This is a genomic window from Kluyvera sp. CRP (assembly GCF_019930565.1).
In the GTDB taxonomy this organism is placed as follows: Bacteria; Pseudomonadota; Gammaproteobacteria; order Enterobacterales; family Enterobacteriaceae; genus Kluyvera; species Kluyvera georgiana_A.
Window position 1 is genome coordinate 4708933 of sequence record NZ_CP082841.1, and the last position, 23085, is coordinate 4732017.

The window sequence follows — 23085 nt, forward strand, 5'->3', positions numbered from 1 at the left end:
TCTCAGTGCGTAGAAGTCGGTTTCATATGCTGTAACCAGCGCTTTTCCGCTTTGCGGAACAGGCGAATCAGCACATAGGAGATAATCAAATAGAGCACCGCTGCAATCCCGAACGCGGTAAACGGCTGATAGGTCGCCGAGTTGATATCGCGGGCAATTTTCAGCAGATCCGGGACGGTCGCGGTGAACGCCAACGCCGTCGAGTGCAGCATCAGGATCACCTCGTTGCTGTAGGCAGGCAGCGCGATGCGCAGCGCCGACGGCAGAATAATGCAGCGGTAGAGCTTAAACGATGAGAAGCCGTAGGCGCGCGCCGCTTCGATTTCCCCTGCCGGCACCGAGCGAATCGCCCCGGCGAAAATCTCGGTGGTGTAAGCGCAGGTGTTGAGCGTTAAGGCCAGCACCGTACAGTTCAGGCCGCTGCGGAAAAAAGCGTTCAGCAGTTCGGTGCCTTTGACAATCTCCAGCGTATACATCCCGGAATAGAACACCAGCAGTTGCACATACAGCGGCGTGCCGCGAAAAATATAGGTGAACAGCCACACCGGAAACTTAATGTATTTGTTGCTTGAGACGCGGGCGATGGCGAGAAACAGCGCCATAATGCCGCCCATCACCACTGACAGCACCAGCAGCCACAGGGTGATCGCCACGCCGGTAAAGCGGTAACCGTCGGTCCACAGCAGCGCTTTCCAGTACTCCTGAATAATCTCAATCACAGGTCAGCCCTCTTCACGCCCACGGAGTAGCGGCGTTCGAGCAGCAGCAACACGCCATTGGAAACGGTAGTAAATAGCAGATAAATCAAGCCACAGACGATGGCAAAATAGAACGGTTCCCAGGTGCTCTTGCCGGCCAGTTGGGTGGCCTTGACCACATCTTCCAGCCCCAGCAGCGACACCAGCGCGGTAGCTTTGAGGATCACCTGCCAGTTGTTGCCAATCCCCGGCAGCGCATAACGCATCATGGCCGGAAAAAGAATACGACGGAAGGTTTGACCGCCGGTAAAACCAAAGGCCGTCGCGGCCTCAATATGCCCTTTCGGCACGGCCATAAAGGCGCCGCGGAAGGTTTCGGTGAAATAGGCACCGTAGATGAAACCCAGGGTGATAATCCCGGCGATCATCGGGTCAATATCAAACTGCCCGATGCCGAGCGAGTCGGTGATAAGGTTAAGTACCATCTGCAGACCATAAAAGATCAGCAGCATCAGCACCAGGTCGGGCACCCCACGAATCAGCGTGGTGTAGCCCTCAAAAATTAACGCCAGTACGCGATTTCGGGAGAGCTTGGCTCCCGCGCCGACCAGACCAATAAGCACGGCCAGAACCACTGAGCTGATAGCCAGCTCAAGGGTGACAAGGGCGCCCTGAAAAATTACCTGTGAAAACCCGTACAGCATGCTGCCAGTCCTGTCTTTACGCCCATCGCCCCGTGCGTGCGAAGCGATGGGTTACTCGTGATGATTATTCGCCGTAAACGTTAAAATCGAAGTACTTCTTCGCCAGCTTGTCGTAGGTGCCGTCAGCACGCATTTCAGCAAACGCCTTGTTCAACGCGTTCAGCAGTTCGGTATCGTCTTTACGCAGGCCCATACCGGTACCGACGCCAAACAGCTTTTCGTCTTTAATGGACGGGCCACCGAACTGGTAGTCTTTGCCGATCGGCTGTTTCAGGAAACCTTCGCTCGCCGCCACTTCATCCTGGAACGCCGCGTCGATACGGCCGGCAGTCAGGTCAGAGTAGATATTGTCCTGGCCCTGGTAGGAGACGATTTCAATCCCTTTCGGCGCCCAGTGCTCGTTACCGTAGGTTTCCTGGGTGGTGCCCTGCAGCACGCCCACGCGCTTGCCTTTCAGCGTGGCGAGGTCCGGGGTAACCGGGGAACCTTTTTTCACCACCAGACGCGAGTCGGCGGCATAAAGTTTGTCGGTAAAGGCGATTTCCTGCTGACGTTTTTCCGTGATCGACAGCGATGACATGATGGCATCGATTTTCTTCGCTTTCAGCGAGGGGATCAGTGCGTCCAGCGGGTTCTCCACGAAGGTACATTGTGCCTGGATGCGCTTACAGAGCTCTTTTGCCAGATCAATGTCAAAACCCACTAATTCACCCTGGGCATTTTTCGACTCGAACGGTGCGTACGTTGGGTCAGTGCCGATACGTACTTTTTGCGGAATTGCTGCAAATGCGCTGGAAGCAGAAGCAAGCGCTAAGACCAGAGAAAAAGACAACGCCAGTTTTTTCATAATCATCCTCAACAGACCGAAATTCTTGTGGGTTTTTAGAAATTATCTGAGCAGTTATCGTGCCATCTTTCGGCCCATCAAGGCAAAGTATTCTGCCCTTCCGGCTGGCTTTTTTCTCATTAAAAATGCTTAATTATGCAACCATGCGCAACTTTCGAGCAAAAAACGCACCATCATGGTGCATCGATAAAAATATGCACCATGATGACACTTCAGACCGCTTAGTCGCCGTAGACGTTAAAGTTGAAGTATTTCTTCGCCATTTTGTCGTAGGTACCATCGGCACGCAGCTCCGCCAGCGCTTTATCCAGCGCCGCTTTCAGCTCAACGTCGTCTTTACGTAGCCCAACGCCCGTGCCGTCGCCGAAGTATTTCTTGTCTTTTACCGACGGACCGGCGAAGTCAAAATCTTTCCCGGCGGGTTGTTTGAGGAAGCCTTCGCTGGCGGCCACTTCGTCCTGGAACGCGGCGTCAAGACGCCCGGCGGCCATATCGGAGTAGATCAGGTCCTGATTTTGATAAGCAACCACGTCAACGCCTTTGCTCCGCCAGTTTTCATTAGCATAGGCTTCCTGAGTCGATCCCTGCAGCACGCCAATATGCTTGCCTTTCAGGGCGTCCAGCGTCGGCTTAATGGCCGAGCCTTTCGCGGCTATCAGTCGAGAGTCAGCGGCATACAGCTTGTCGGAGAAGGCAATCTCCTGCTGACGTTTTTCCGTGATGGACAATGAAGAGATGATGGCATCGATTTTCTTCGCTTTCAGCGAAGGAATCAGTGCGTCAAAGTCGCTCCCCACCCAGGTGCACTTGATGCTGGCGCGTTTACACATTTCGTTGCCCAGATCGATATCAAAGCCGATGAAATCGCCTTTGGCATCTTTCGATGAGAACGGTGCGTAGGTGGTATCGGTACCGATGCGAATGCTCTGCGGCAGTGCGGCAAAAACGCTGGCGGCGCTGCTGAGGCCCAGCAGCAAAGAGAGAGCAAGAACCGTCTTCTTCATACGTTCCCCTATTAAATCGTGATGTTGTTAACTGCGATATAGTTATGTTGTGTTGTGCTTGCCAACCTGACATTGCATCTTCTGTGCCATATTTTTCGTCATAACAGCAAACAACGTTAAATATGTTAACAATAAGATAACAAGAGGTGAACATGAGGGAAGATATCAGCCGCAGCGTATAAATCGAGCACAAAAATGCAATCGGGATGATTAAATAGCGAGGATTTGATCGGCGTTGCAGATTTGCCCTGAAACAGGGCAAAAGATACATTAAGCGCGCTTTTTCGTGCGCGGTCAGGCTCCCGACCAGCGGGTAAACAGATCGTCCGGCAACGCGATATCGAACTGATCGAGCACCCGGTTAACGGTCTGGTTGATGACGTCATCCAGCGTTTGTGGTCGATGATAGAACGCCGGCACCGGCGGCATGATAACGGCGCCTATCTCTGCCGCCTGAGTCATCAGCCGCAAATGCCCCAGATGCAGCGGCGTTTCACGCACGCACAGCACCAACGGGCGACGCTCCTTCAGCACCACGTCGGCAGCGCGCGTCAGCAGGCCGTCAGTGTAGCTGTTCACAATGCCGGAAAGGGTCTTGATGGAACAGGGTAAAATCGCCATGCCCGCCGTTTTGAACGAACCGGAGGAGATACTGGCGGCAATATCCCGCGCGTCGTGTACGACGTCGGCCAGTGCCTGAACCTCACGCAGCGACAGGTCCGTTTCCAGCGATAGCGTCTGTCGTGCCGCCAGACTCATCACCAGATGCGTTTCCACATCCGGTACAGATTGCAGCACTTCAAGCATACGCACGCCGTAAATGGCGCCGCTGGCGCCGGAGATTCCAATGATGAGTCGTTTCACGCTGACCGCCTTGTATCCGTAATGGCGCCAACTTTGCCGGATTACGGCGCCAGACGCAACCGTGACGCGCTGGCGTCGGTCACAGAACTTTCGCGGGCCACCAGCCTTACCGGCAGCAGCAGATTTCTTTCGCTCTCCTCGCCAAGCAACAACTGGAAAGCATCACGCCCCAACTCACGTTTATCGACGGCCACCGTCGACAGCGGCGGATGCGCCCAGGCCGCGGCGTCGATATCATCGAAACCGACAATCGCCACGTCTTCCGGGACGCGAATCCCCCGGCGCGCGCATTCGCGCATTGCCACCAGCGCCGCCACGTCGTTGTAGGCGAAAATCGCATCCGGCGGCTGCGCCAGCGCCAACAGCTGTGACATCCCCTCCACCAGCGCCTGCTCGATATCCTTCACCGGCGGCACCTCAATGCGGTAGGCCGCGGGCAGAACCAGACCGGCATCGAATAACGCTTGCTGGTAGCCCTCGACGCGCTGGCGAATACTGTAGTGGCGCTGAGACGTGCCCAGAAACGCAATGCGCGTTCTCCCCTGCTCCAGTAGATGGCGGGTTGCCACAAAGCCGCCGTGGTAGTTATCCGGGTTCACGCAGGGAAAGTCGGCCGCCCACAGATCGACCAGCGCCACTGGCAGCGCCGACTGGCGTAACGCTGCCAATACCTCAGGTTCAAGATATCCCGCGCAGATTAACGCGTCCGGCTGGTGCAGATTAATCAGATCCGCCACCGCGTCTTCCGGGCCAATAGGCTGGAAGCTCATCGCGATGTCGTTTTCACGGCAGGCGTCCGCCACGCCGAGCATCACCGTGGAGTAGAACGGCAGCGCGCTGGCGATATTGTGTTCGCGGTGCAGCAAAAACAGCAGCCGCTTGATGCGCCCGCTGCGCAGGCGGCTGAAGTCGTACCCTTCCGCCTGGGCAATCGCCAGAATACGCTGTCGCGTTTCATCGCTCAGCCCCGGCTGCCCTTTCAGCGCACGAGAAACTGCCGCAATCGAGACGCCGCACGCGCTGGCAATGTCTTTGATTCGGGTTTTCTTCACCATCCTTCGCTTTACCTCATTAACGGCCTGACGGGACAAAGAGTATCACGCGTGGTCATCCCCCCTGCAATCTTAAGTTTTATTTTTACTAAACATTTTAATATTCAGTACCAATATGTGTTCCTGTCGGCGCAAAACCCTCTCCATTCAACACGGATTGTGATGATAATCACTATTTTTAGTTTATTTATAGTAAAAACAAGATCAATTTCACCATTTGAAATCTACGTTATATACCCACATCTGGCCCAGGTTCTATCCTCAACGCCGCTAGTTATTTACTAAAAATTCGTCAGAGATACGCCGTAATGACTTTTTGAATCATCACACCCTGTTCGAGGATTGGTTATGACCATTGCTGATAACCTGGATACCGATGTCCAGACCGTTGATGCGGGAGAGACGCTCTCTACCCGCGAAAAGATAGGCTATGGATTAGGCGATGCTGGCGGGCATTGCATCTCAGATTTGATAAGCGGCTTTTTACTTTTTTTCTATACCGACGTCTTTGGGCTCAGCCCGGCTATCGTCGGCGCGATGTTCTTTACGCTGCGAATTTTCGACGCGATTTCCGACCCGGTAATGGGCGTGATTGCCGACCGCACCCGCAGCCGCTGGGGGCGCTTTCGTCCGTGGCAGCTGTGGACAGCCGTACCGCTTGGCGTGATTGGTATCCTGACGTTTACCGTCCCGGACATGAGCGCAAACATGAAAATTGCGTGGGCGTTCGGCACCTATTTCCTGCTCTCCATCGGCTATACCGCCAACAACGTGCCTTACTGCGCGCTGATTAACGCCATCACCAACCGCCACGATCAGGTGATGTCCTGTCAGTCCTGGCGCTTCGTGTTAAGCGGCATTGCCGGTTTCCTCGTCTCCGTGGGTCTGCCGTGGATGGTGGAATTCTTTGGTCAGGGCAACCTGGCGAAGGGTTATCAGTATGGCGTAACCGTGCTGTGCACCATCGGCATGGTGCTCTTCCTGTTGTGCTTTTTCTGGGTAAAAGAGCGCGTCCCCTTATCGCTGGCGGGCAATTTCACCCTCCGCGAACACCTGAAGGGGCTGCGTAAAAACGATCAACTGCTGATGATGCTCATTATGTCGTTCCTGCTGGTAAACATTCTGTGCATCCGCGGCGGCGGCTATATGTATTTTATCTCCTACGTGCTGCAAGGCAGTGCGGCCTACATGTCGCTGTTCTTCGGCATTCTGACGATTGCTGGGATCGCTGGCGCGGTGATCGTCAATCCGCTCTCCCGCCGCGTGGATATGGTACGTCTGTACTACTGGACCAACCTGGTGCTGGTCGCTTTCGGCGTCGGTATGTACTTCCTGCCCACCGGCCCGCAGTTCCAGATACTCTGGCTGATCTGCATTGCGGTTAACAGCGTGATTCAGGGCTTCACCCTGCCGCTGCACTTCTCGATTATGGCCTTCGCCGACGACTACGGCGAATGGAAAACCGGCGTGCGCTCCTCCGGCATGAACTTCGCCTTTAACCTCTTTTTCATCAAGCTCTCCTGGGCCTCTTCCGGCGGCATTATCAGCCTGATCCTGATCATGGTGGCCTACCAACCAGGGCTGGGGAACCAGACGCCAGCGTCTATTCATGGCATTACCCTGCTGCAAAGCCTGGTTCCAGCGCTGTTCCACTTTGTCCTCGCCCTGTGCCTGCTGAAGTGCCGTCTGAACGGCCCGATGATGAAACGTATTTCTACCGATCTTCACCAAAGACATTCACACATTTCTTGAGGTAAACATGATGCAGTCTGATGTGATTGAAGCCGATCTGAACCGTATTACCGTCACCGACCCATTTCTGGGCGAATATCAGCGGCTGATCCGCGATGTGGTGATCCCTTATCAGTGGGAAGCGCTTAATGACAATCTTCCGGAGGCCGAGCCGAGCCATGCGCTGGCGAACTATCGCATCGCCGCCGGGCTTGAACAGGGCGAGTTTTACGGCATGGTCTTCCAGGACAGTGACGTCACCAAATGGCTGGAAGCGGTTGCCTGGTCGCTGAGCCAGAAGCCGGATGCCCGGCTTGAACAGACCGCCGATGAAGTGATTGAGCTGCTGGCGCAAGCACAGTGCGAAGATGGCTACCTCAACACCTGGTACACCGTTAAAGAGCCGGGCCAGCGCTGGACCAACGTCGCCGAGTGCCACGAAATGTACTGCGCCGGACATCTGTTCGAAGCCGCCGTGGCGTTCTTCAACGCCACCGGTAAGCGCCGTCTGCTGGAAATTGCCTGCCGGTTTGCCGATCATATCGACACCGTTTTTGGCCCGAACGACGGCCAGCTGCGCGGCTATCCGGGGCACCCGGAAATCGAGCTGGCGCTGATGCGGCTGTACGAAGTCACCCGGGAACCGCGATACCAGGCGCTGGCCCGTTTCTTCGTCGAGGAGCGCGGCCAGCAGCCGTACTACTACGATATTGAGTTTGAAAAACGCGGCGGTACCCGGCACTGGATCGGCTGGGGCGATGCATGGCCGGGAATGATTAAAGATAAAAGCTATACCCACGCGCATAAGCCGCTGTCAGAGCAGAACGAAGCCGTCGGCCACGCGGTGCGTTCGGTATATCTGATGACCGGCCTGGCGCATATCGCGCGCATGACTAAGGATGAAGAGAAGCGCCAGACCTGCCTGCGCATCTGGAACAATATGGTGCAGCGCCGCATGTACATCACCGGCGGCATTGGCTCGCAGGGTATCGGCGAAGCCTTCACCAGCGATTACGACCTGCCGAACGACACCGCCTACGGCGAGAGCTGCGCCTCCATCGGCCTGATGATGTTTGCCCGCCGCATGCTGGAGATGGAGGGCGACGCCCACTACGCCGACGTCATGGAGCGCGCGTTCTACAACACGGTGCTGGGCGGCATGGCGCTGGACGGCAAGCACTTCTTCTACGTTAACCCACTGGAAACGCACCCGAAAAGCATTCCGCATAACCACATTTACGACCATATCAAACCCGTTCGCCAGCGCTGGTTCGGTTGCGCCTGCTGCCCGCCGAACATCGCCCGCACGCTGGTCGCCATTGGCCACTACCTCTTCACTCCGCGGCAGGACGCCCTGTTTATCAACTTCTACGCCGGTAGCGAGGCGCAGTTCACGATGAACGATCGGACGCTGGCGCTAAAAATTGAGGGCAACTATCCGTGGGATGAGCAGGTCACGATCCGCTTTAGCCAGCCGCAGACGGTTGAACATACGCTGGCGCTGCGCCTGCCGGAATGGTGTGAATCACCTCAGGTAAAAGTGAACGGTGAAGCCGCGCAGGGCGAAACCATCAAAGGCTATTTGCATCTGCACCGCCAATGGCAGGAAGGCGACGTGATTACGCTGCAACTACCGATGACCATCCGCCGGGTTTACGCCAACCCGCTGGTGCGCCACGCTGCCGGTAAAGTGGCGATTCAGCGCGGGCCGCTGGTCTACTGCCTGGAAGAAGCAGATAACGGCGCAGAGTTGCACAACCTGTCGCTGCCGAAAACAAGTGCGTTTCGCGAAATTCAGGGCGTCGGCGTACTGAAAGGTAAAGTGCTACTGCAGGCGGAGGGGCTACGTGTCCCGACGGCGCTGGAAGAGAAACCGCTGTACAGCTTTGATAATCGTCAGACGGTGGTCGAAAAGCAGACCTTAACCTTTATTCCGTGGTTTAGCTGGGCCAACCGTGTCGAGGGCGAAATGCGGATTTGGGTGGACGAGGCGTAACAATAAAAAAGCCGGAGGGCGGCTACGCCTTATCCGGCCTACAACGAGGGTGGACCGTAGGCCGGATAAGACGCGACGCGTCGCCATCCGGCATGTCCTGATTTACCCTTCGTTATGCATCTCTAAATTCTCGACTTCATTCTGCAGCTGAACGGCTTTCGCATCGTCGTTACGCAGTGAGTCGAGGAAGTCGAGATAGGTCTGGTCAACGTCTTTGGTCACGTACACACCGTTAAATACCGAGCATTCAAACTGTTGAATGTCCGGGTTCTCCGCGCGCACCGCGTCAATCAGATCGTCAAGATCCTGGAAGATAAGACCGTCGGCGCCAATGATCTGGCGAATCTCATCCACTTCACGCCCGTGAGCAATCAGCTCGTTAGCGGTCGGCATATCGATACCGTAAACGTTCGGGAAACGAATTTCCGGTGCCGCAGAGGCCAGGTAAACCTTCTTCGCCCCGGCTTCACGCGCCATCTCGATAATCTGCTCAGAGGTGGTGCCGCGCACGATGGAGTCATCCACCAGCAGCACGTTCTTATCACGGAACTCGGCGCGGTTAGCGTTCAGCTTGCGGCGTACGGATTTACGACGCAGCTGCTGGCCCGGCATGATAAAGGTACGGCCCACATAGCGGTTTTTCACAAACCCCTGGCGGTACGGTTTACCCAGAATACGGGCGATTTCCAGCGCGATATCGCAGGAGGTTTCCGGAATTGGAATGACCACGTCGATATCCAAATCTTCCCACTCGCGCGCAATCTTCTCGCCAAGCTTGGTACCCATGTTCACGCGGGCGCTGTAGACGGAGATTTTATCGATAAAGGAGTCCGGACGCGCAAAGTAAACGTACTCGAACAGGCACGGGTTGCTGACCGGGTTATCGGCGCACTGACGGGTAAACAGCTGCCCTTTTTCAGTGATGTAAATCGCTTCGCCCGGCGCAACATCACGCAGGAATTCAAAGCCAAGGGTATCCAGCGCCACGCTTTCGGAGGCCACCATATACTCGGTGCGGCCATCGCCCACGTCACGTTTGCCCAGCACCAGCGGACGAATGCCGTTCGGGTCGCGGAAAGCCACCATGCCGTGGCCGATAATCATTGCCACACAGGCGTACGCACCGCGAATCTGGCGATTGGTCGCCGCGATGGCGGCAAAAATGTTATCGGCTTCCAGCGGGTAATGACGGAAGTTATCCAGCTCGCTGGCGAAGATATTGAGCAGGATTTCTGAATCAGAGGTGGTGTTGATGTGGCGGCGTTTTTCTTCGAACAGTTTCTGACGTAACTCGTGCGCATTGGTCAGGTTACCGTTATGCGCCAGCGTAATGCCATATGGGGAGTTCACGTAGAAAGGCTGAGCCTCAGAGGCGCTGGAGCTACCCGCCGTTGGGTACCGCACGTGGCCAATACCCATATTGCCCTGCATACGCTGCATGTGGCGGGCTTCAAAGACATCACTCACCAGACCGTTCGCCTTACGCAACCGGAAACAGTTGTTGGCATCAATGGTGATGATGCCAGCGGCATCCTGTCCACGGTGCTGCAGCACCGTTAGCGCATCATAAATCGACTGGTTTACCGGCATGACACCGGCGATACCGACAATACCGCACATACGTCTTTTCCTCGTTAAGCAACGACCCAAAGCTTATACTTTGGGCAAGAAACTTGACGAGCTTTGAAGGTATTCAAAAAACCATCTGATAACCGGCGAAAAATAGGGGATAAACTGCGACTGCTGCCAGTCTTCGCTTTTTGCCATGCCGGTAAAAGTGTCGAGGAAGAACAGGATAGCGGCGATAATCAGCACCCCGCGCAGCGCGCCGAAGCAGACGCCCAATACCCTGTCGGTACCCGACAAACCGGTCTTCTCCACCAGCTGACCTATCACGTAGTTGACGATAGCGCCGACGATGAGCGTCGCGATAAACAGCGCCGCAATAGCAATCCCATTTCGAACCCGTTCGTCTTCAAAGCCCGTAAACCAGACAGACAGGTCAGTGTAGTAATGGCTGGCTACGTAAAAAGCACAACCCCACGTGACCAACGATAGCGCTTCACGAACGAAGCCACGGATAAGGCTCACTAAGCAAGAAAAGCCCAGCACCGCGATAATGGCGTAATCAATCCAGACCATATTTGTCCCACGATTTTACGCCCTGTCATCCAGTTCGGGCGCATTCTAACAGAAAAAGAAAACGTTTGCGTAGGGATTTCCTTCCCTGGCATAAATAAAAAATGGCGCTGAAAAAATATTCAACGCCATCGTTTTTCTGGTCGCTTTTGGCGTTGTTTGTGGCCCCTCACCCTAACCCTCTCCCCAGAGGGGAGAGGGGACCGTAGGGAGCCGTCGATGAGCCTGGCGCCGACTTTCTCCCTCGCCCCTCTGGGGAGAGGGCCGGGGTGAGGGGAAGACCCCACGCCTTAGTTCGGCGTATACCCCATCACCACACCGCTCAGCCCCGACAGCTGTTTAAGCTCGCCAAGCGAACCTTTCAGCTTATCTTTCGAAGCATCCGGGCCGACCAGAATTCGGGTGATTTTACCCTGAACCGGCGTCGAAGGCGACGTGAAAGCGTGGTAGCCCGCACCGCGCAGGCTGGCTACGATTTCGTTAACCTTGTCGGCGTTCTTCAGCGCACCAAGCTGCACCACGTAGGCTTTGCCCACCGGCGCGGGTTTCTCTTCCGGCGCCGCTTTTGGCGGCGGCGTCGTGGCGGCAACCTGTTCCGTCACCGGCTTCGGCTGCGGCTTCGGTTTTTCTACGGGTTTCGGCTTTATCGGTTCGGCAGTCGGTGGGATCTGCTCCAGATCGCCATTACCGTTTACCGCCAGGCGGCTGGAATCGAGCGACGGCGCCGCGGCATCGCCTGCCCGAACTTCTTCCGCTGCGCCTTCCGGCGGCTGTGCAGGCAACGCCTGAGTCGCCGTCGGCAACATATCCGGTTCATCGCGATCGCCTGGTTTAGGGACCAACGGGATAGCCGCAAACTCGTCCTGATAATGCTTTTTTTGCCCGTCAAGCAGCCCTGGCAGCACAATGACCCCCAGAGCAACCAACACTATCGTCCCGACAAGACGGTTCTGAAACTTACTTGCCACCGGCTCTCCCCGCGTCTAACTCTTCCATCACATGCGCTACGGTGTGGAAAGACCCACACACCAGCACCGTATCTTCCGGCGCGGCGTCCGCCATTGCGGCATGCCACGCCTGCGCCACGCTGCCATAAACGGCACCCGCGCGCAGATGTTCGCGCAGCTGCTCTGCTGTCGCACCGCGCGGTCCTTCGAGAGGCGCACAGTACCAGCTGTCGACGACGCTTTCCAGACATGCCAGCGTACCGGCAATGTCTTTATCATGCAGCATACCAATAACCGCCAGTACTCGCCCGGTTTTCGGCAATGATTTGAGACGCCCGGCAAGGTAGCCTGCGGCATGCGGGTTATGCGCAACGTCGAGAATCACGCGAGGCTGCAGTTGGATGGTCTGGAATCGGCCCGGTAGAATCGCGCTGGCGATGCCCTCGCGAATAGCCTCTTCGCTCACCTTAAGCCCACTGGCGCGCAGCGCGGCCAGCGCGGTGGCGGCATTCGGTTGCGGGACATTCGGCAACGGCAGCTCGCGAAGTTCACCCTGCGCGTCGCTAAAGCTCCAGCTGTGCTCGCCCACCGTATAGCGCCAGTCGACGTCACGCTGCATCAGCAATGCGCCTTTCTCCTGCGCGACGTCGGCAATTGTGAGCGGCATATCAGGTTCCCCCACCACCGCCGGTCGCCCGCCGCGGAACACGCCCGCTTTTTCGCGGCCAATGCTTTCACGATCCGGGCCCAGCCAGTCGGTGTGGTCCAGCGCGATACTGGTCACCACCGCGACGTTGGCATCAACAATGTTGGTGGCGTCCAGCCGCCCGCCGAGGCCCACTTCGAGAATCGCCACGTCAACGTTTTGCTGTTTGAACAACCACAGCGCCGAGAGCGTGCCGTACTCAAAATAGGTTAACGAGGTGTCGCCACGCGCCGCCTCAATCGCGGCAAACGAAGCCGTATGGGCGCTTTCCGCCAGCTCCTCTCCCTGTACGCGGACACGTTCGGTGTAGCGCACCAGATGCGGGGAACTGTAAACGCCCACTTTATAGCCCGCCGCCATCAGAATGGTTTCCAGCGTGCGGCAGGTGGTGCCTTTGCCATTGGTGCCAGCGACGGTGAAAACAAACGGTGCCGGCTGCAGCACATCGAGCGAACCCGCAACCTGGCTGACGCGAGCCAGCCCCAGATCGATGGTTTTTGAATGGAGGTTTTCCAGATAAGAAAGCCACGTAGCCAGGGGCGACGTGGCCTGAGGAATAAGATGTTTGTCCATGGTGCCCGCAACTTTCAACGGTGAATAATAGCAAAAAGGGCAGCGCCAACCGGCCCTGCCCTTTACATCATCAGGCCTCTGGTTCCTGATCCGGTACCGGCGGTACCACCACGCTTTCGCGCGGCGCGTCCGGGTTCGGTGCCGGGAGGTTCATCAGCTTCGCCAGGATACTGGCCAGCTTCAGACGCATTTCCGGGCGGCGAACGATCATGTCGATCGCGCCTTTTTCGATGAGGAATTCACTGCGCTGGAAGCCCGGCGGCAGTTTCTCACGCACGGTCTGTTCGATAACGCGCGGGCCGGCAAAGCCGATCAGCGCTTTTGGTTCCGCGACGTTCAGGTCGCCCAGCATCGCGAAGCTGGCGGAAACGCCGCCCATGGTTGGGTCGGTCAGCACGGAAATATACGGTAAACCGCGTTCCTGCATTTTCGCCAGCGCAGCAGAGGTTTTCGCCATCTGCATCAGGGACATCAGCGCTTCCTGCATGCGCGCGCCGCCGGATGCGGAGAAGCAGATCAGCGGGCAGTTGTCTTCCAGCGCCTGCTCAACGGCACGCACAAAGCGCGCGCCAACCACGGAACCCATAGAGCCACCCATAAAGGAGAACTCGAAGGCCGCAGCGACAACCGGCATGTCATGCAGGGTGCCCTTCATGACCACCAGCGCGTCTTTCTCACCCGTCTCTTTCTGAGCGGATGCCAGACGATCTTTATACTTTTTAGAGTCACGGAACTTCAGCACGTCTTTCGGCTCAAGTTCGCTACCCAGTTCTACCAGGGACCCTTCATCCAACAGGCTATGCAGGCGATTACGCGCTGACATACGCATGTGGTGATCGCACTTCGGGCAAACCTCGAGGTTACGCTCCAGCTCGGCGCGATACAAAACCTGACCACAGCTATCGCACTTGGTCCATACCCCTTCCGGGATGCTCGCCTTGCGGGTAGGTGTGATGTTGCTTTTAATTCGTTCAATCCAGCTCATTGATAACCTTTCTGCCTGAACCTGGTCGATGCCAGTTTTGCCATTAAGGGGCCGCGCATAATGCCACTTTTCCCCTTCATAGACCATGAATGTTGCACATTAAAACATAACAGCCCGAAACTTGGCATAAAAAAGTGGTCGAACCGCGAAACATGTCGTAACAGGGCACGGCTGAATCGTGCCCCGCGTGCAGGGTTTATTTTGCCTGTTTTGCCGCCTTGCGACGGTGACGGATCACTTCGATTACCCCCGGCAGCACCGACAGAACGATGATCGCCACAATCAGCAGCTTCAGGTTCTCTTGTACCACCGGCAGGTCGCCGAACAGATAGCCCGCGTAGGTGAACAGCAGCACCCACAGCAGCGCGCCCGCGACGTTATAGAGCGCAAAATGACGATAGGACATGTGACCCATTCCCGCCACAAAAGGCGCGAATGTTCTGACGATGGGGACAAATCGCGCCAGAATAATGGTTTTTCCACCATGTCTATCGTAGAAGGCATGGGTCTTATCCAGGTAGCTGCGACGGAAAATTTTCGAGTCCGGATTGCTGAACAGCTTCTCGCCGAACAGCCTGCCAATGGTGTAGTTCACCGCATCGCCGACAATCGCCGCAATCACCATCAGCACAACCATCACATGCACGTTGATGTCGTTCGTCGGCAGCGCGGAGAGTGCCCCGGCGACAAACAGCAGCGAGTCGCCCGGCAGGAATGGTGTTACCACCAGCCCCGTTTCACAGAACAGAATCAGGAACAGAATGGCATACACCCAGACGCCATACTGCGCGACCAGCTCCGCCAGGTGCACGTCAATGTGCAGAATGAAATCAATTAAAAAACGGATAAGATCCATATTGTTTAGCCCCAAATGACTACGTTAGTCCGCCAGGAATAGCGGGCCCATCGGCACGGAAGGCAGCGCAAAGTGCGCGGGGTAGTCCACCGCCACCAGATACAACCCTTCCGCTTTCGCCGTTGCGGCGGCAAGCGTCCTGTCTTTTGCCGCCAGCAATTCTGCAATCCAGCTCTCCGGCTGGTTTCCTGCGCCAACTTCCATCAGGCTGCCAACAATGTTCCTTACCATATGGTGAACAAAGGCGTTTGCTTTAATGTCCACCACAATATAAGCGCCGTAACGCGTCACATTAATGTGCATAACGTTACGCCACGGCGTGCGCGACTGACACTGCACCGCGCGAAACGAAGTAAAGTCGTTTTCGCCCAGCAGGCTTTGCGCCGCGCGATGCATCCGCTCGGCATCCAGCGGCTGGTGATAGTGCGTTACCCCCTGCCCCAGCACCGCCGGACGCAGCCGGTGGTTGTAAATCACGTAGCGATAGCGGCGCGCCGTCGCGCTAAAACGCGCGTGAAAATCGTCGGGCACAGCTTTCACCCAACGCACCGCAATGTCACCAGGTAAATTCGCATTTACGCCGAGCGTCCACGCCGCATCTTTACGTACGGCATGAGTGTCGAAGTGCACGACCTGGCCGGTCCCGTGTACGCCTGCGTCAGTGCGACCGGCGCAGAAGACATTAATCGGTTCGTTAGCCACCTGCGAAAGCGCCTTTTCCAGCTTCTCCTGCACGCTGCGCACTTCGTTTTGCCGCTGCCAGCCGTAGTATTTGCTGCCGTCGTACTCAATGCCCAGCGCAATTCGATAGACCGGCAGTTGCTCCATTTCAGACATCAGTACAGATACTCCTGCACCAGTTTCTCAGCGATTTTCACCGCCATCAGCGCGCCGCCAAAGCGAACGTTATCCGCCACCGACCAGAACTGAACCTGCTCCGGCATGCCGTAATCGTTACGCACACAGCCCACGGACAGATGAGCGCTACCGGTGGCATCACCGACCTGAGTCGGGAATTCGCGCTCTTCTGACAGCACAATATCTTCGCCGCGCGCAAAGGCGTCTCGCGCCTCTTCCGCCGACAGCGGACGCATGGCTTCAAACGTCACCATCTGCGCATGACCGTAGAACACCGGCGACTGAATGCAACTGGCGGAGATCATCAGAGCGTCGTCCTGCATGATTTTACGCACCTGATCAACAATGCGACGCTCGTCGCTCACCGCGCCTTCACGATCCGGCAGCATCGGCAACATGTTGAACGCCAGCTGGCGGCCAAAGAAATCATCTTCATCGATTGGAATACCGTTCAACAGCTTGGCGCTCTGCCCGGCCAGCGCGTCGACGGCTTTTTTACCGTGCGCCGAGGCGGAGATCAGGCTGGTCACGTTGATGCGCGACAGGCCGCCGTCATCAATCAGCGGCTTCAGCGCGGCCAGCAGTTGGCTGGTCTGGCTGTCCGCCACCGCAATCACATTACGGTTGCGATAATCGGCCAGCACAAATGGGTTCACCTCCGGCACCACCAGCGGTACGTCCGGCTCCAGCGCAAACAGGCCGCTAAGATCGATAACCAGACAGCCGGCGTTAGTGGCCTCTTCAACGTAGGTGGCGCTGGCTTCCACGCCAGCCGCGAAGAACGCCAGCTGCGCCTGCGTCCAGTCAAACTCCGCCGCATCCTGCACTCTTACCGATTTACCGTTAAAACGCAGATGTTCGCCCGCGCTGTCGGTGCGCGCCAGCGCGTAGATATCACCCACCGGGAACTGACGTTCAGCAAGGGTTTCAAGCAGGGCTTCGCCTACGGCGCCGGTTGCGCCCAGGATGGCAATATTCCAGCCTTCAGACATGGTGATTTACTCCAGAAAAAAAGCGGCTCTGCCGGAGTATCCGGCAGAGGCATTAAGAAGACATTAACCGTGTACGGCGTTAAACCCGAGTTTTTGCAGCAGCGCGGCCGCGTCGGCGTCATCGCACTCGACGGTCAGCGATGACCATTCGCGACGCTCAAGGTAATTTTTGCGCAGCTTGTCGAATTCACCCGGGATCCCCGCCACTTTCCGCAGCGGCGCGTCATCGCGGCGCACATCATACACCAAATGCACCAGTCTTTTCAGCGTAGGCTGATCGAGGGGGCCGTGCAGGCTAATCCGTCCGAATTCCGGCGCGGGCAGCAGCGACGAAAGCGCCACTTCCTGCGGCTGACCGATAAACTGGCTATAGGCTTCAAACACCTGGGTGGTGCCACGCGCTTTCCCTTCCAGGGTGTAGCCCGCAATATGCGAAGTGCCGAGGTCGACTTTATCCAGCAGCGCCAGGTTGAGATCCGGCTCCGGCTCCCAGACGTCGAGCACCACGCTCAGCTGCTGCCCGGCGTTCAGGCATTTCAGCAGCGCGGCGTTATCCACCACCGGACCACGGCAAGCGTTGATCAGAATAGCGCCCGGCTTCAGGCTGGCAATCAGCGCCTCGTCGGCCAGATGCAGCGACTTATACGGGCCATCTTTATACAGCGGCGTGTGGAAAGTCAGCACGTCGGCCTGCGCCACCAGCTCGTCCAACGAACGGAAATCGCCCTCTTCGCCGTTGTCGGCGCGTGGCGGATCGCAGAGCAGCGTTTTGATGCCCAGGGCTTCCAGCCGTTTTTGCAGGCGTCCGCCTACGTTACCCACGCCAACAATACCCACGGTGCGGTCAGCCAGCGCAAAACCGTCGCGCTCGGCCAGCATCAACAGCGCAGAAAATACGTACTCAACGACCGCAATCGCGTTACACCCCGGTGCGGCGGAGAAACCAATCCCTGCCTGTTCCAGCCACGCCTGATCGACGTGATCGGTGCCCGCCGTCGCGGTGCCAACGAACTTAATCGCCTTATCGCCCAGCAGCGCTTCATTCACCTTTGTCACCGAGCGGACCATCAGCGCATCGGCATCGGTTAACGCCTCGGTCGGGATCGGGCGGCCGGGGACAGCCTTAACCTCACCCAAACGGCTAAAAAGTTCGCGGGCGTAGGGCATATTTTCATCAACGAGGATTTTCACGGTTCAGTACCTGTCTGAGAACGAGAGTAAACCGGGGAAGTGTGCCATAATCTGGCCGCCAGGCATACTTGCGCCGGGCATCAGTATTCGGTTTGGAAAGGATCAATCATGACGCAACCCATTTCAGGTATGCCCGCGCGCCCTCCGGGGACAGGCCCCACTCCGCTCTCTCCTGCCGGAGAACAGCCGCTTAGTACCCAGCAACGCACGGTGCTGGAACGACTGATCACGCGCTTAATAGCGATGACCTCGCAGCAGAATGCTGAGGTTTGGGCGGGCGTAAAACACGATCTGGGGCTGAAAAACGACACGCCGCTGCTGGCGCGCCACTTTCCTGCCGCCGAGCAGAATCTGAATCAACGTATTGGTACTGCCGAACAAAAGCTCAGCACGCGCCAGACGCTGTCGCAACTGACTGAACTGCTGAATCAGGGCAATAATCGCCAGGCCGTCAGCGACTATATCCGTCAACAGTACGGGCAAACGGCCCTCAGCCAATTGACGCCGCAGCAGTTGAAAAACGTCCTGCAGTTGCTTCAACAAGGGCAGCTTTCTATTCCGCAGCCTCAGCAGCGCCCGGCGACCGATCGTCCCCTGCTGCCTGCCGAGCACAATACCCTGAATCAGCTGGTGACTAAGGTTTCCGCCGCCACTGGCGACTCTACCAAGCTGATCTGGCAGTCGCTGCTTGAGCTTTCCGGCGTGAAGTCCGGCGACCCGTTACCCGCGAAACACTTTAACGCGCTGGTCACGCTACTGCAGGCGCGCCTGACCCTCAGTACGCATCCTGCCCCAACGCTCAACGTTTTGCAGGCAGCGCTCAAACAACCGCTGGAGCCTCAGGAAGGACAAGCGCTTCGCGATTTCGCCCAGCAAAACTGGAACGCCACCCCGCAGACGGTACTGACCCAGGTGCAGGTACAGGAGTTGCTGAATCTGCTGTTCCTTAAACGTATCGAGCGCGAGCGCGTGGCCCACGCCCATACCCTGGAAGCGCGCGATCTTCAGCCAATCTACGCGCCGTTCGCGCCGGTTATCACCACGCTGAAATCGCTATCCGCACGTCCGGGGCTGGCCCTGGTGGTGCTGGTTGTCGTGGCGATGCTGCTGTGGCTGGTGCTGTAAGTTCAGCGCCCTCCTCTCCACCTTATGGTGGCCAGCAAGAAGATTCCTGTTCCGAAAATTAAAAACCCAGGTCGTGACGTCTGAATTGACTCACGTCCCTGGGTTATCGGAATAATATTGTTAGCCAGAGAATCATGATCCCCCCACTCCGCGGCGGCTATTGCAGAGTGAAGGAATTTCTACACCAGGACGTTATGTATTCTGTTCTGCTGCTGACATATTCACTTTATTCGCGGCAATCACGAACGGCAGATAGATAAGCGTCGCCACCACCAGACACAATACGCCAACAAATAGCGCCATCCAGTTGCCGCCGGTGCCGAAGAAGGCGATCAGCGGCCCCGGCGTCGTCCACGGTACGGCATAGGCAATCGGCGGAATAATCTCCAGCGTGATAAAGAAATAGCCAATCAGTGAGTTGACGAACGGCACCAGAATAAACGGGATCACCAGAATCGGGTTCAGTACGATCGGCAGGCCGAACATCACCGGTTCGTTAATGTTGAACAGGCCTGGCACAAAGGCCATTTTCGCTAAGTCGCGGTAGTCCTTCCGGCGAGAGGCGATAAAAATGGCCAGCAGCAAGCCCAGCGTCATCCCGGAGCCGCCGCAGTTGGCGAAGGCATCGTTGATGCCGGTCCAGGTAATCGGATACGGCGCACCCCAGGTTGAACCGTGGGAGGCGGCATACGACAGGTTCTCCAGGTTCGCTTCTGAGAAAATGGTTTCGCGAATGGCGGCAACCGTATTCGGCCCATGAATACCGAGGATCCACAGGAAGTTAGCCACCAGCCCGAGAATCAACACGGTAAAGATATTGGTGCCCATATCCTTCAGCGGCGCCTGAATCAGGGTGTAGATAAGATCGTTCAGCCCGTTTGGCGAGATTTTTGATAGCAGGTAGTTCAACACCGAGAAGAAGATCATCACGAAAAAGATAGGTAATAGCACCTTAAAAGAGCGCGCCACCGCCGGCGGTACCGCGTCGGGCATCGTGATAGCCACCTTCGGGTTTCGGGCCAGGCGACAGAATATTTCGCTGGAAATCAGCGCCACAATCACCGCCACAAACAGCCCCTGAGGCCCGAGATATTTGGTGGTGAGATAGGCCTGGCCGTCGATAATCACATACGGAGTATACACCACGAAGAACGCGCCAATCGCCGTCAGGCCGCACAGCAGGTCATCCTGCTGATAGCTGATCGCCATATTGCGCGCCACGAGGAAAGTAATCAGCACAGCCATAATATTGACCGAACCGTTCATCACCGGCGTAAAAATTTGCTGCGCGTCGGCCAGATTAGGGAATAAGGTGCCTAAATGTAAAATACTGGCGATAAAACCATCCGGCGAGAGAATGGCAAAGTTGATAAGGATAATCAGCGAGCTGGCCATGACTATCGGGAATGACAAAATAAAAGCATCCCGAATAGCCGAAACGTGTATCTGCGAATTCAATTTTATCGCAACCGGAACAAGGATTTTTTCCATCCCTCGTTCAAATGAATTCATTAAACCCATAGTGAACCCTTAAATTTAAAATAAAATGATTAGGCATAATTCATTTAATAACTGCACCATTTCTCATATCTGGCGAGAATATTGGTAAAAAGGTCATTAATTGACGATCACTTTAATTATTGTTAATTTTCGTAACCCGTATTTCGATCACAGTTAACCATGCCTAAGTTGTTCAATAATCGGGAAATAGATGAACGTGTTGGCCCGTCGTCGCCAAAGTGATTTTATAACCAGTTGTTTAAAAAGGATTTAAGGAGGTTCAAAAGTGGTATATCAGAACATCATAAATTTGCTGAAAAACAGATTAAACAGCTCAATCTACAATGTGGGCGATCTTCTCCCCTCGGAAAAAGAGCTGGCGGCGCTTTATGATGTTTCGCGCAATACCTTACGCAAGGCGTTAAAAACGCTGGAAGAGGAAGGGATGATTGAACGGCGGCACGGTTCGGGAACCTACCTGCGGAACAAACATTTTCAGGCGTCGCTGACGCACCTCGACAGCTTTACTGAAATTGCCCGCAATGAAGGTAAAACACCCACGAGTCAGATCCTGAAGTTTGAGCTTCAGCCCGCATCGGACGATATCGCCACCAGTCTGAGAGTCAGCCACGGCGAACCGGTTTATTACGCCAAACGGCTGCGCTTTATCGACAATATCGCCATGCAGGTGGAGGAAACCTGGCTTTCCGCCAGCCGTTTTCCCGACCTGACGATCGCCCACATGAAGAACTCCAAATTTGCCTATATCGAGAATGAGTGTGGGGTGAAAATTCTGGGTTGTTATGAATCTATCCAGCCGATTTTACCGTCGCCAGAGGTAGCGCAGCTCCTGCACATTAGTGCGCTGGATCCGATAGTCAGGATGCAGACTCAGGCCGTCGATGAGCAGCAAAACCCTATCGATTACTCCATTCTCTACACCAACATGTTCGAGTTCCAGGTGAAATATTTTCTGCCGCGCAAAGCGACGACCGGCTCGCAGGTGCGCAGAGCCAGCCGATAAACGCTATTTGCGGAACGACCACAGCGTGACGCCAATTCCCAGTATGGCGGCAATGGCTCCGCCGAGAAACACGGACGCATAGCCGAACGAGGTAGCCAGCATGCCCGCCAGCGGCCCGGAGACGCCGAGCGCGATGTCCTGGAACGCGGCATAGCCACCGAGCGCCGTCCCACGTACCTGCTGCGGCACTCGCTTAACCACTTCCACCCCCAGCGCCGGGAAGATCAGCGAGCAACCGGCCCCGGTCAAAGCCGCGCCGGCCAGCGCATACCATGCGTCGGGCGCCAGCCACAGCAGCAACAGACCAACGGTTTCCACCAGCAGTGAGCCGACCGCCACCTTCACGCCGCCAAAGCGGTCAGGCATCCAGCCAAACAAAATGCGCACCAACACGAAGGTGCCACCGAAGGCCGTCAGGGTGAAGCCCGCCATCGACCAGCCTTTGCTGACAAAGTACAGTGAGACGAAAGTGCCAATCACCGCAAAGCCCACGCCCTGTAGCGCCAGCCCCAAGCCCGGTTTCCAGATAAGGCCAATCACGCTGAACAGCGACGGACGTTCCCCGGCCATCGCCGCCACCTTACGCACCGAGCCGTTAAAGGCCCAGGCCAGCAAAGGCAACGCCATCGTGACGCCAGCCAGCACGGCAAAGCCATAGCGGCTGTTGATATACAGCCCCAACGGCGCACCGGCCGCCAGCGCGCCAAAAATCGCCATCCCGTTCCACGACATCACTTTACCGGAACGCTTCGGGCCAACCAGCCCCATCCCCCAGGTGAGCGTGCCGGTCAGCAATTGGCTTTCACCGAAGCCAAGAATTAAGCGCCCGACAATCAACAGGCCAAATTTGACCATCGTATCCACCGGCAACAGCGCCGCGCCAAGCCACGCCGCCCCGGCAAAGGCACAGGCAAACATGCCCTGTAGGGCAGAACGCTTGCCGCCGTACTGATCGGCAAGACGCCCGGCGTAGCCACGGGTTAATACCGTGGCGAAAAACTGGATGCCGACGGCGATACCCACCATGGTGTTACCGTAGCCCAGTTCCTGGTGAACAAATAGCGGAATGACCGGCAGCGGAATACCGACGGTTAAATAGGTCAAAAACACCGCGAACGCGATGCGAAAAAGCGACACGTTGGATGAAGAAGTACTTTCAGTTTGAGTTACTGCGGTCATGCTTTACTCCGAATGCTGAGTAAGGCGAGGATCTGTAGCCACGCCCCCTCTACCTGGCGATCAGGATTAAGGTGCGTCGGATGACGTTAAACGCTTACGCATTATCATGATGAT

21 protein-coding genes are annotated in these 23085 nt (G+C 56.4%); 4 read left to right on the forward strand and 17 right to left on the reverse strand.

The window, feature by feature from the left end; translation table 11 throughout:
- Positions 1 to 2: 2 nt before the first annotated feature.
- The 6 genes from K7B04_RS22320 to K7B04_RS22345 form a co-directional block, all read right to left on the reverse strand.
- Positions 3 to 719: an ABC transporter permease gene (locus K7B04_RS22320; protein ID WP_064543828.1), complete on the reverse strand. Its 717-nt coding sequence runs from the start codon at positions 717 to 719 to the stop codon at positions 3 to 5.
- Positions 716 to 1402, reverse strand: a complete 687-nt coding sequence (locus K7B04_RS22325; protein ID WP_064543826.1) for a histidine ABC transporter permease HisQ — start codon at positions 1400 to 1402, stop codon at positions 716 to 718. Before K7B04_RS22325 ends, K7B04_RS22320 begins: the two co-directional genes overlap by 4 nt.
- Before the next feature lie 64 nt (positions 1403 to 1466).
- Positions 1467 to 2249, reverse strand: a complete 783-nt coding sequence (hisJ, locus tag K7B04_RS22330) for a histidine ABC transporter substrate-binding protein HisJ (RefSeq protein WP_163448740.1) — start codon at positions 2247 to 2249, stop codon at positions 1467 to 1469.
- Positions 2250 to 2470: 221 nt separating this feature from the next.
- Positions 2471 to 3253 (reverse strand): lysine/arginine/ornithine ABC transporter substrate-binding protein ArgT, encoded by a 783-nt coding sequence (gene argT / locus K7B04_RS22335; protein WP_163448741.1) that lies wholly within the window; start codon positions 3251 to 3253, stop codon positions 2471 to 2473.
- Between the two features lie 294 nt (positions 3254 to 3547).
- Positions 3548 to 4117 (reverse strand): UbiX family flavin prenyltransferase, encoded by a 570-nt coding sequence (locus K7B04_RS22340; protein WP_163448742.1) that lies wholly within the window; start codon positions 4115 to 4117, stop codon positions 3548 to 3550.
- A 41-nt stretch (positions 4118 to 4158) separates the two neighbouring features.
- The gene (locus K7B04_RS22345; protein WP_163448743.1) at positions 4159 to 5172 is read right to left on the reverse strand and encodes a LacI family DNA-binding transcriptional regulator; all 1014 of its coding nucleotides are present in this window, start codon (positions 5170 to 5172) and stop codon (positions 4159 to 4161) included.
- Positions 5173 to 5517: 345 nt separating this feature from the next.
- On the opposite strand from K7B04_RS22345, the gene K7B04_RS22350 reads away from it, so the two are divergent.
- Together K7B04_RS22350 and K7B04_RS22355 are read left to right on the forward strand one after the other, a co-directional pair.
- The gene (locus tag K7B04_RS22350; protein WP_167575335.1) at positions 5518 to 6921 is read left to right on the forward strand and encodes an MFS transporter; all 1404 of its coding nucleotides are present in this window, start codon (positions 5518 to 5520) and stop codon (positions 6919 to 6921) included.
- Positions 6922 to 6928: 7 nt separating this feature from the next.
- Entirely contained in the window at positions 6929 to 8896 is a 1968-nt protein-coding gene (locus tag K7B04_RS22355; protein WP_223803056.1) for a beta-L-arabinofuranosidase domain-containing protein, read from the forward strand.
- Positions 8897 to 8998: 102 nt separating this feature from the next.
- Here the strand turns inward: K7B04_RS22355 and purF are convergent, their stop codons facing one another.
- The 9 genes from purF to pdxB all read right to left on the reverse strand — a co-directional run bounded on the left by purF (position 8999) and on the right by pdxB (position 18143).
- Complete coding sequence (gene purF / locus K7B04_RS22360) at positions 8999 to 10516, reverse strand: amidophosphoribosyltransferase (RefSeq protein WP_064543817.1); 1518 nt, start codon at positions 10514 to 10516, stop codon at positions 8999 to 9001.
- Between the two features lie 33 nt (positions 10517 to 10549).
- On the reverse strand, positions 10550 to 11038 hold the full coding sequence (gene cvpA, locus K7B04_RS22365) for a colicin V production protein (RefSeq protein WP_064543815.1): 489 nt from the start codon (positions 11036 to 11038) through the stop codon (positions 10550 to 10552).
- 287 nt (positions 11039 to 11325) lie between these two features.
- Entirely contained in the window at positions 11326 to 12003 is a 678-nt protein-coding gene (gene dedD / locus K7B04_RS22370; protein WP_223803057.1) for a cell division protein DedD, read from the reverse strand.
- Complete coding sequence (folC, locus tag K7B04_RS22375; protein WP_163448747.1) at positions 11993 to 13261, reverse strand: bifunctional tetrahydrofolate synthase/dihydrofolate synthase; 1269 nt, start codon at positions 13259 to 13261, stop codon at positions 11993 to 11995. Before folC ends, dedD begins: the two co-directional genes overlap by 11 nt.
- 70 nt (positions 13262 to 13331) lie before the next feature.
- On the reverse strand, positions 13332 to 14246 hold the full coding sequence (accD, locus tag K7B04_RS22380; RefSeq protein WP_163448748.1) for an acetyl-CoA carboxylase, carboxyltransferase subunit beta: 915 nt from the start codon (positions 14244 to 14246) through the stop codon (positions 13332 to 13334).
- Positions 14247 to 14442: 196 nt separating this feature from the next.
- On the reverse strand, positions 14443 to 15102 hold the full coding sequence (locus K7B04_RS22385; protein ID WP_064543809.1) for a DedA family protein: 660 nt from the start codon (positions 15100 to 15102) through the stop codon (positions 14443 to 14445).
- A 24-nt stretch (positions 15103 to 15126) separates the two neighbouring features.
- Complete coding sequence (gene truA, locus K7B04_RS22390; protein WP_163448749.1) at positions 15127 to 15939, reverse strand: tRNA pseudouridine(38-40) synthase TruA; 813 nt, start codon at positions 15937 to 15939, stop codon at positions 15127 to 15129.
- Positions 15939 to 16952 carry an aspartate-semialdehyde dehydrogenase gene (locus tag K7B04_RS22395; protein WP_163448750.1) on the reverse strand — a complete coding sequence of 338 codons (1014 nt, stop codon included), beginning with the start codon at positions 16950 to 16952 and terminating at the stop codon, positions 15939 to 15941. Before K7B04_RS22395 ends, truA begins: the two co-directional genes overlap by 1 nt.
- Positions 16953 to 17015: 63 nt before the next feature.
- Complete coding sequence (pdxB, locus tag K7B04_RS22400; protein WP_163448751.1) at positions 17016 to 18143, reverse strand: 4-phosphoerythronate dehydrogenase PdxB; 1128 nt, start codon at positions 18141 to 18143, stop codon at positions 17016 to 17018.
- A 108-nt stretch (positions 18144 to 18251) separates the two neighbouring features.
- Between pdxB and flk the strand changes: the two genes are divergently transcribed.
- Positions 18252 to 19268 carry a flagella biosynthesis regulator Flk gene (gene flk, locus K7B04_RS22405; RefSeq protein WP_163448752.1) on the forward strand — a complete coding sequence of 339 codons (1017 nt, stop codon included), beginning with the start codon at positions 18252 to 18254 and terminating at the stop codon, positions 19266 to 19268.
- 192 nt (positions 19269 to 19460) lie between these two features.
- Here the strand turns inward: flk and K7B04_RS22410 are convergent, their stop codons facing one another.
- Positions 19461 to 20789 carry a PTS sugar transporter subunit IIC gene (locus tag K7B04_RS22410; protein WP_163448753.1) on the reverse strand — a complete coding sequence of 443 codons (1329 nt, stop codon included), beginning with the start codon at positions 20787 to 20789 and terminating at the stop codon, positions 19461 to 19463.
- Between the two features lie 265 nt (positions 20790 to 21054).
- Here K7B04_RS22410 and K7B04_RS22415 point away from each other — a divergent pair, with 265 nt between their 5' ends.
- Positions 21055 to 21792: a GntR family transcriptional regulator gene (locus K7B04_RS22415; RefSeq protein ID WP_223803058.1), complete on the forward strand. Its 738-nt coding sequence runs from the start codon at positions 21055 to 21057 to the stop codon at positions 21790 to 21792.
- Positions 21793 to 21795: 3 nt separating this feature from the next.
- On the opposite strand, the gene K7B04_RS22420 is transcribed toward K7B04_RS22415, so the two are convergent.
- Positions 21796 to 22971, reverse strand: coding sequence for an MFS transporter (locus K7B04_RS22420; RefSeq protein WP_163448755.1), 1176 nt, complete (start codon positions 22969 to 22971; stop codon positions 21796 to 21798).
- Between the last annotated feature and the right edge of the window lie 114 nt (positions 22972 to 23085).

Coding starts and splice junctions, on each gene's coding strand:
- accD (WP_163448748.1), bottom strand. CDS start 14,246: ATGAGCTGGATTGAACGAATTAAAAGCAACATCACACCTACCCGCAAG.
- K7B04_RS22350 (WP_167575335.1), top strand. CDS start 5,518: ATGACCATTGCTGATAACCTGGATACCGATGTCCAGACCGTTGATGCG.
- K7B04_RS22385 (WP_064543809.1), bottom strand. CDS start 15,102: ATGGATCTTATCCGTTTTTTAATTGATTTCATTCTGCACATTGACGTG.
- K7B04_RS22420 (WP_163448755.1), bottom strand. CDS start 22,971: ATGACCGCAGTAACTCAAACTGAAAGTACTTCTTCATCCAACGTGTCG.
- truA (WP_163448749.1), bottom strand. CDS start 15,939: ATGTCTGAAATGGAGCAACTGCCGGTCTATCGAATTGCGCTGGGCATT.
- purF (WP_064543817.1), bottom strand. CDS start 10,516: ATGTGCGGTATTGTCGGTATCGCCGGTGTCATGCCGGTAAACCAGTCG.
- folC (WP_163448747.1), bottom strand. CDS start 13,261: ATGGACAAACATCTTATTCCTCAGGCCACGTCGCCCCTGGCTACGTGG.
- flk (WP_163448752.1), top strand. CDS start 18,252: ATGACGCAACCCATTTCAGGTATGCCCGCGCGCCCTCCGGGGACAGGC.
- argT (WP_163448741.1), bottom strand. CDS start 3,253: ATGAAGAAGACGGTTCTTGCTCTCTCTTTGCTGCTGGGCCTCAGCAGC.
- hisJ (WP_163448740.1), bottom strand. CDS start 2,249: ATGAAAAAACTGGCGTTGTCTTTTTCTCTGGTCTTAGCGCTTGCTTCT.
- K7B04_RS22325 (WP_064543826.1), bottom strand. CDS start 1,402: ATGCTGTACGGGTTTTCACAGGTAATTTTTCAGGGCGCCCTTGTCACC.
- cvpA (WP_064543815.1), bottom strand. CDS start 11,038: ATGGTCTGGATTGATTACGCCATTATCGCGGTGCTGGGCTTTTCTTGC.
- K7B04_RS22345 (WP_163448743.1), bottom strand. CDS start 5,172: ATGGTGAAGAAAACCCGAATCAAAGACATTGCCAGCGCGTGCGGCGTC.
- K7B04_RS22395 (WP_163448750.1), bottom strand. CDS start 16,952: ATGTCTGAAGGCTGGAATATTGCCATCCTGGGCGCAACCGGCGCCGTA.
- K7B04_RS22355 (WP_223803056.1), top strand. CDS start 6,929: ATGATGCAGTCTGATGTGATTGAAGCCGATCTGAACCGTATTACCGTC.
- K7B04_RS22410 (WP_163448753.1), bottom strand. CDS start 20,789: ATGGGTTTAATGAATTCATTTGAACGAGGGATGGAAAAAATCCTTGTT.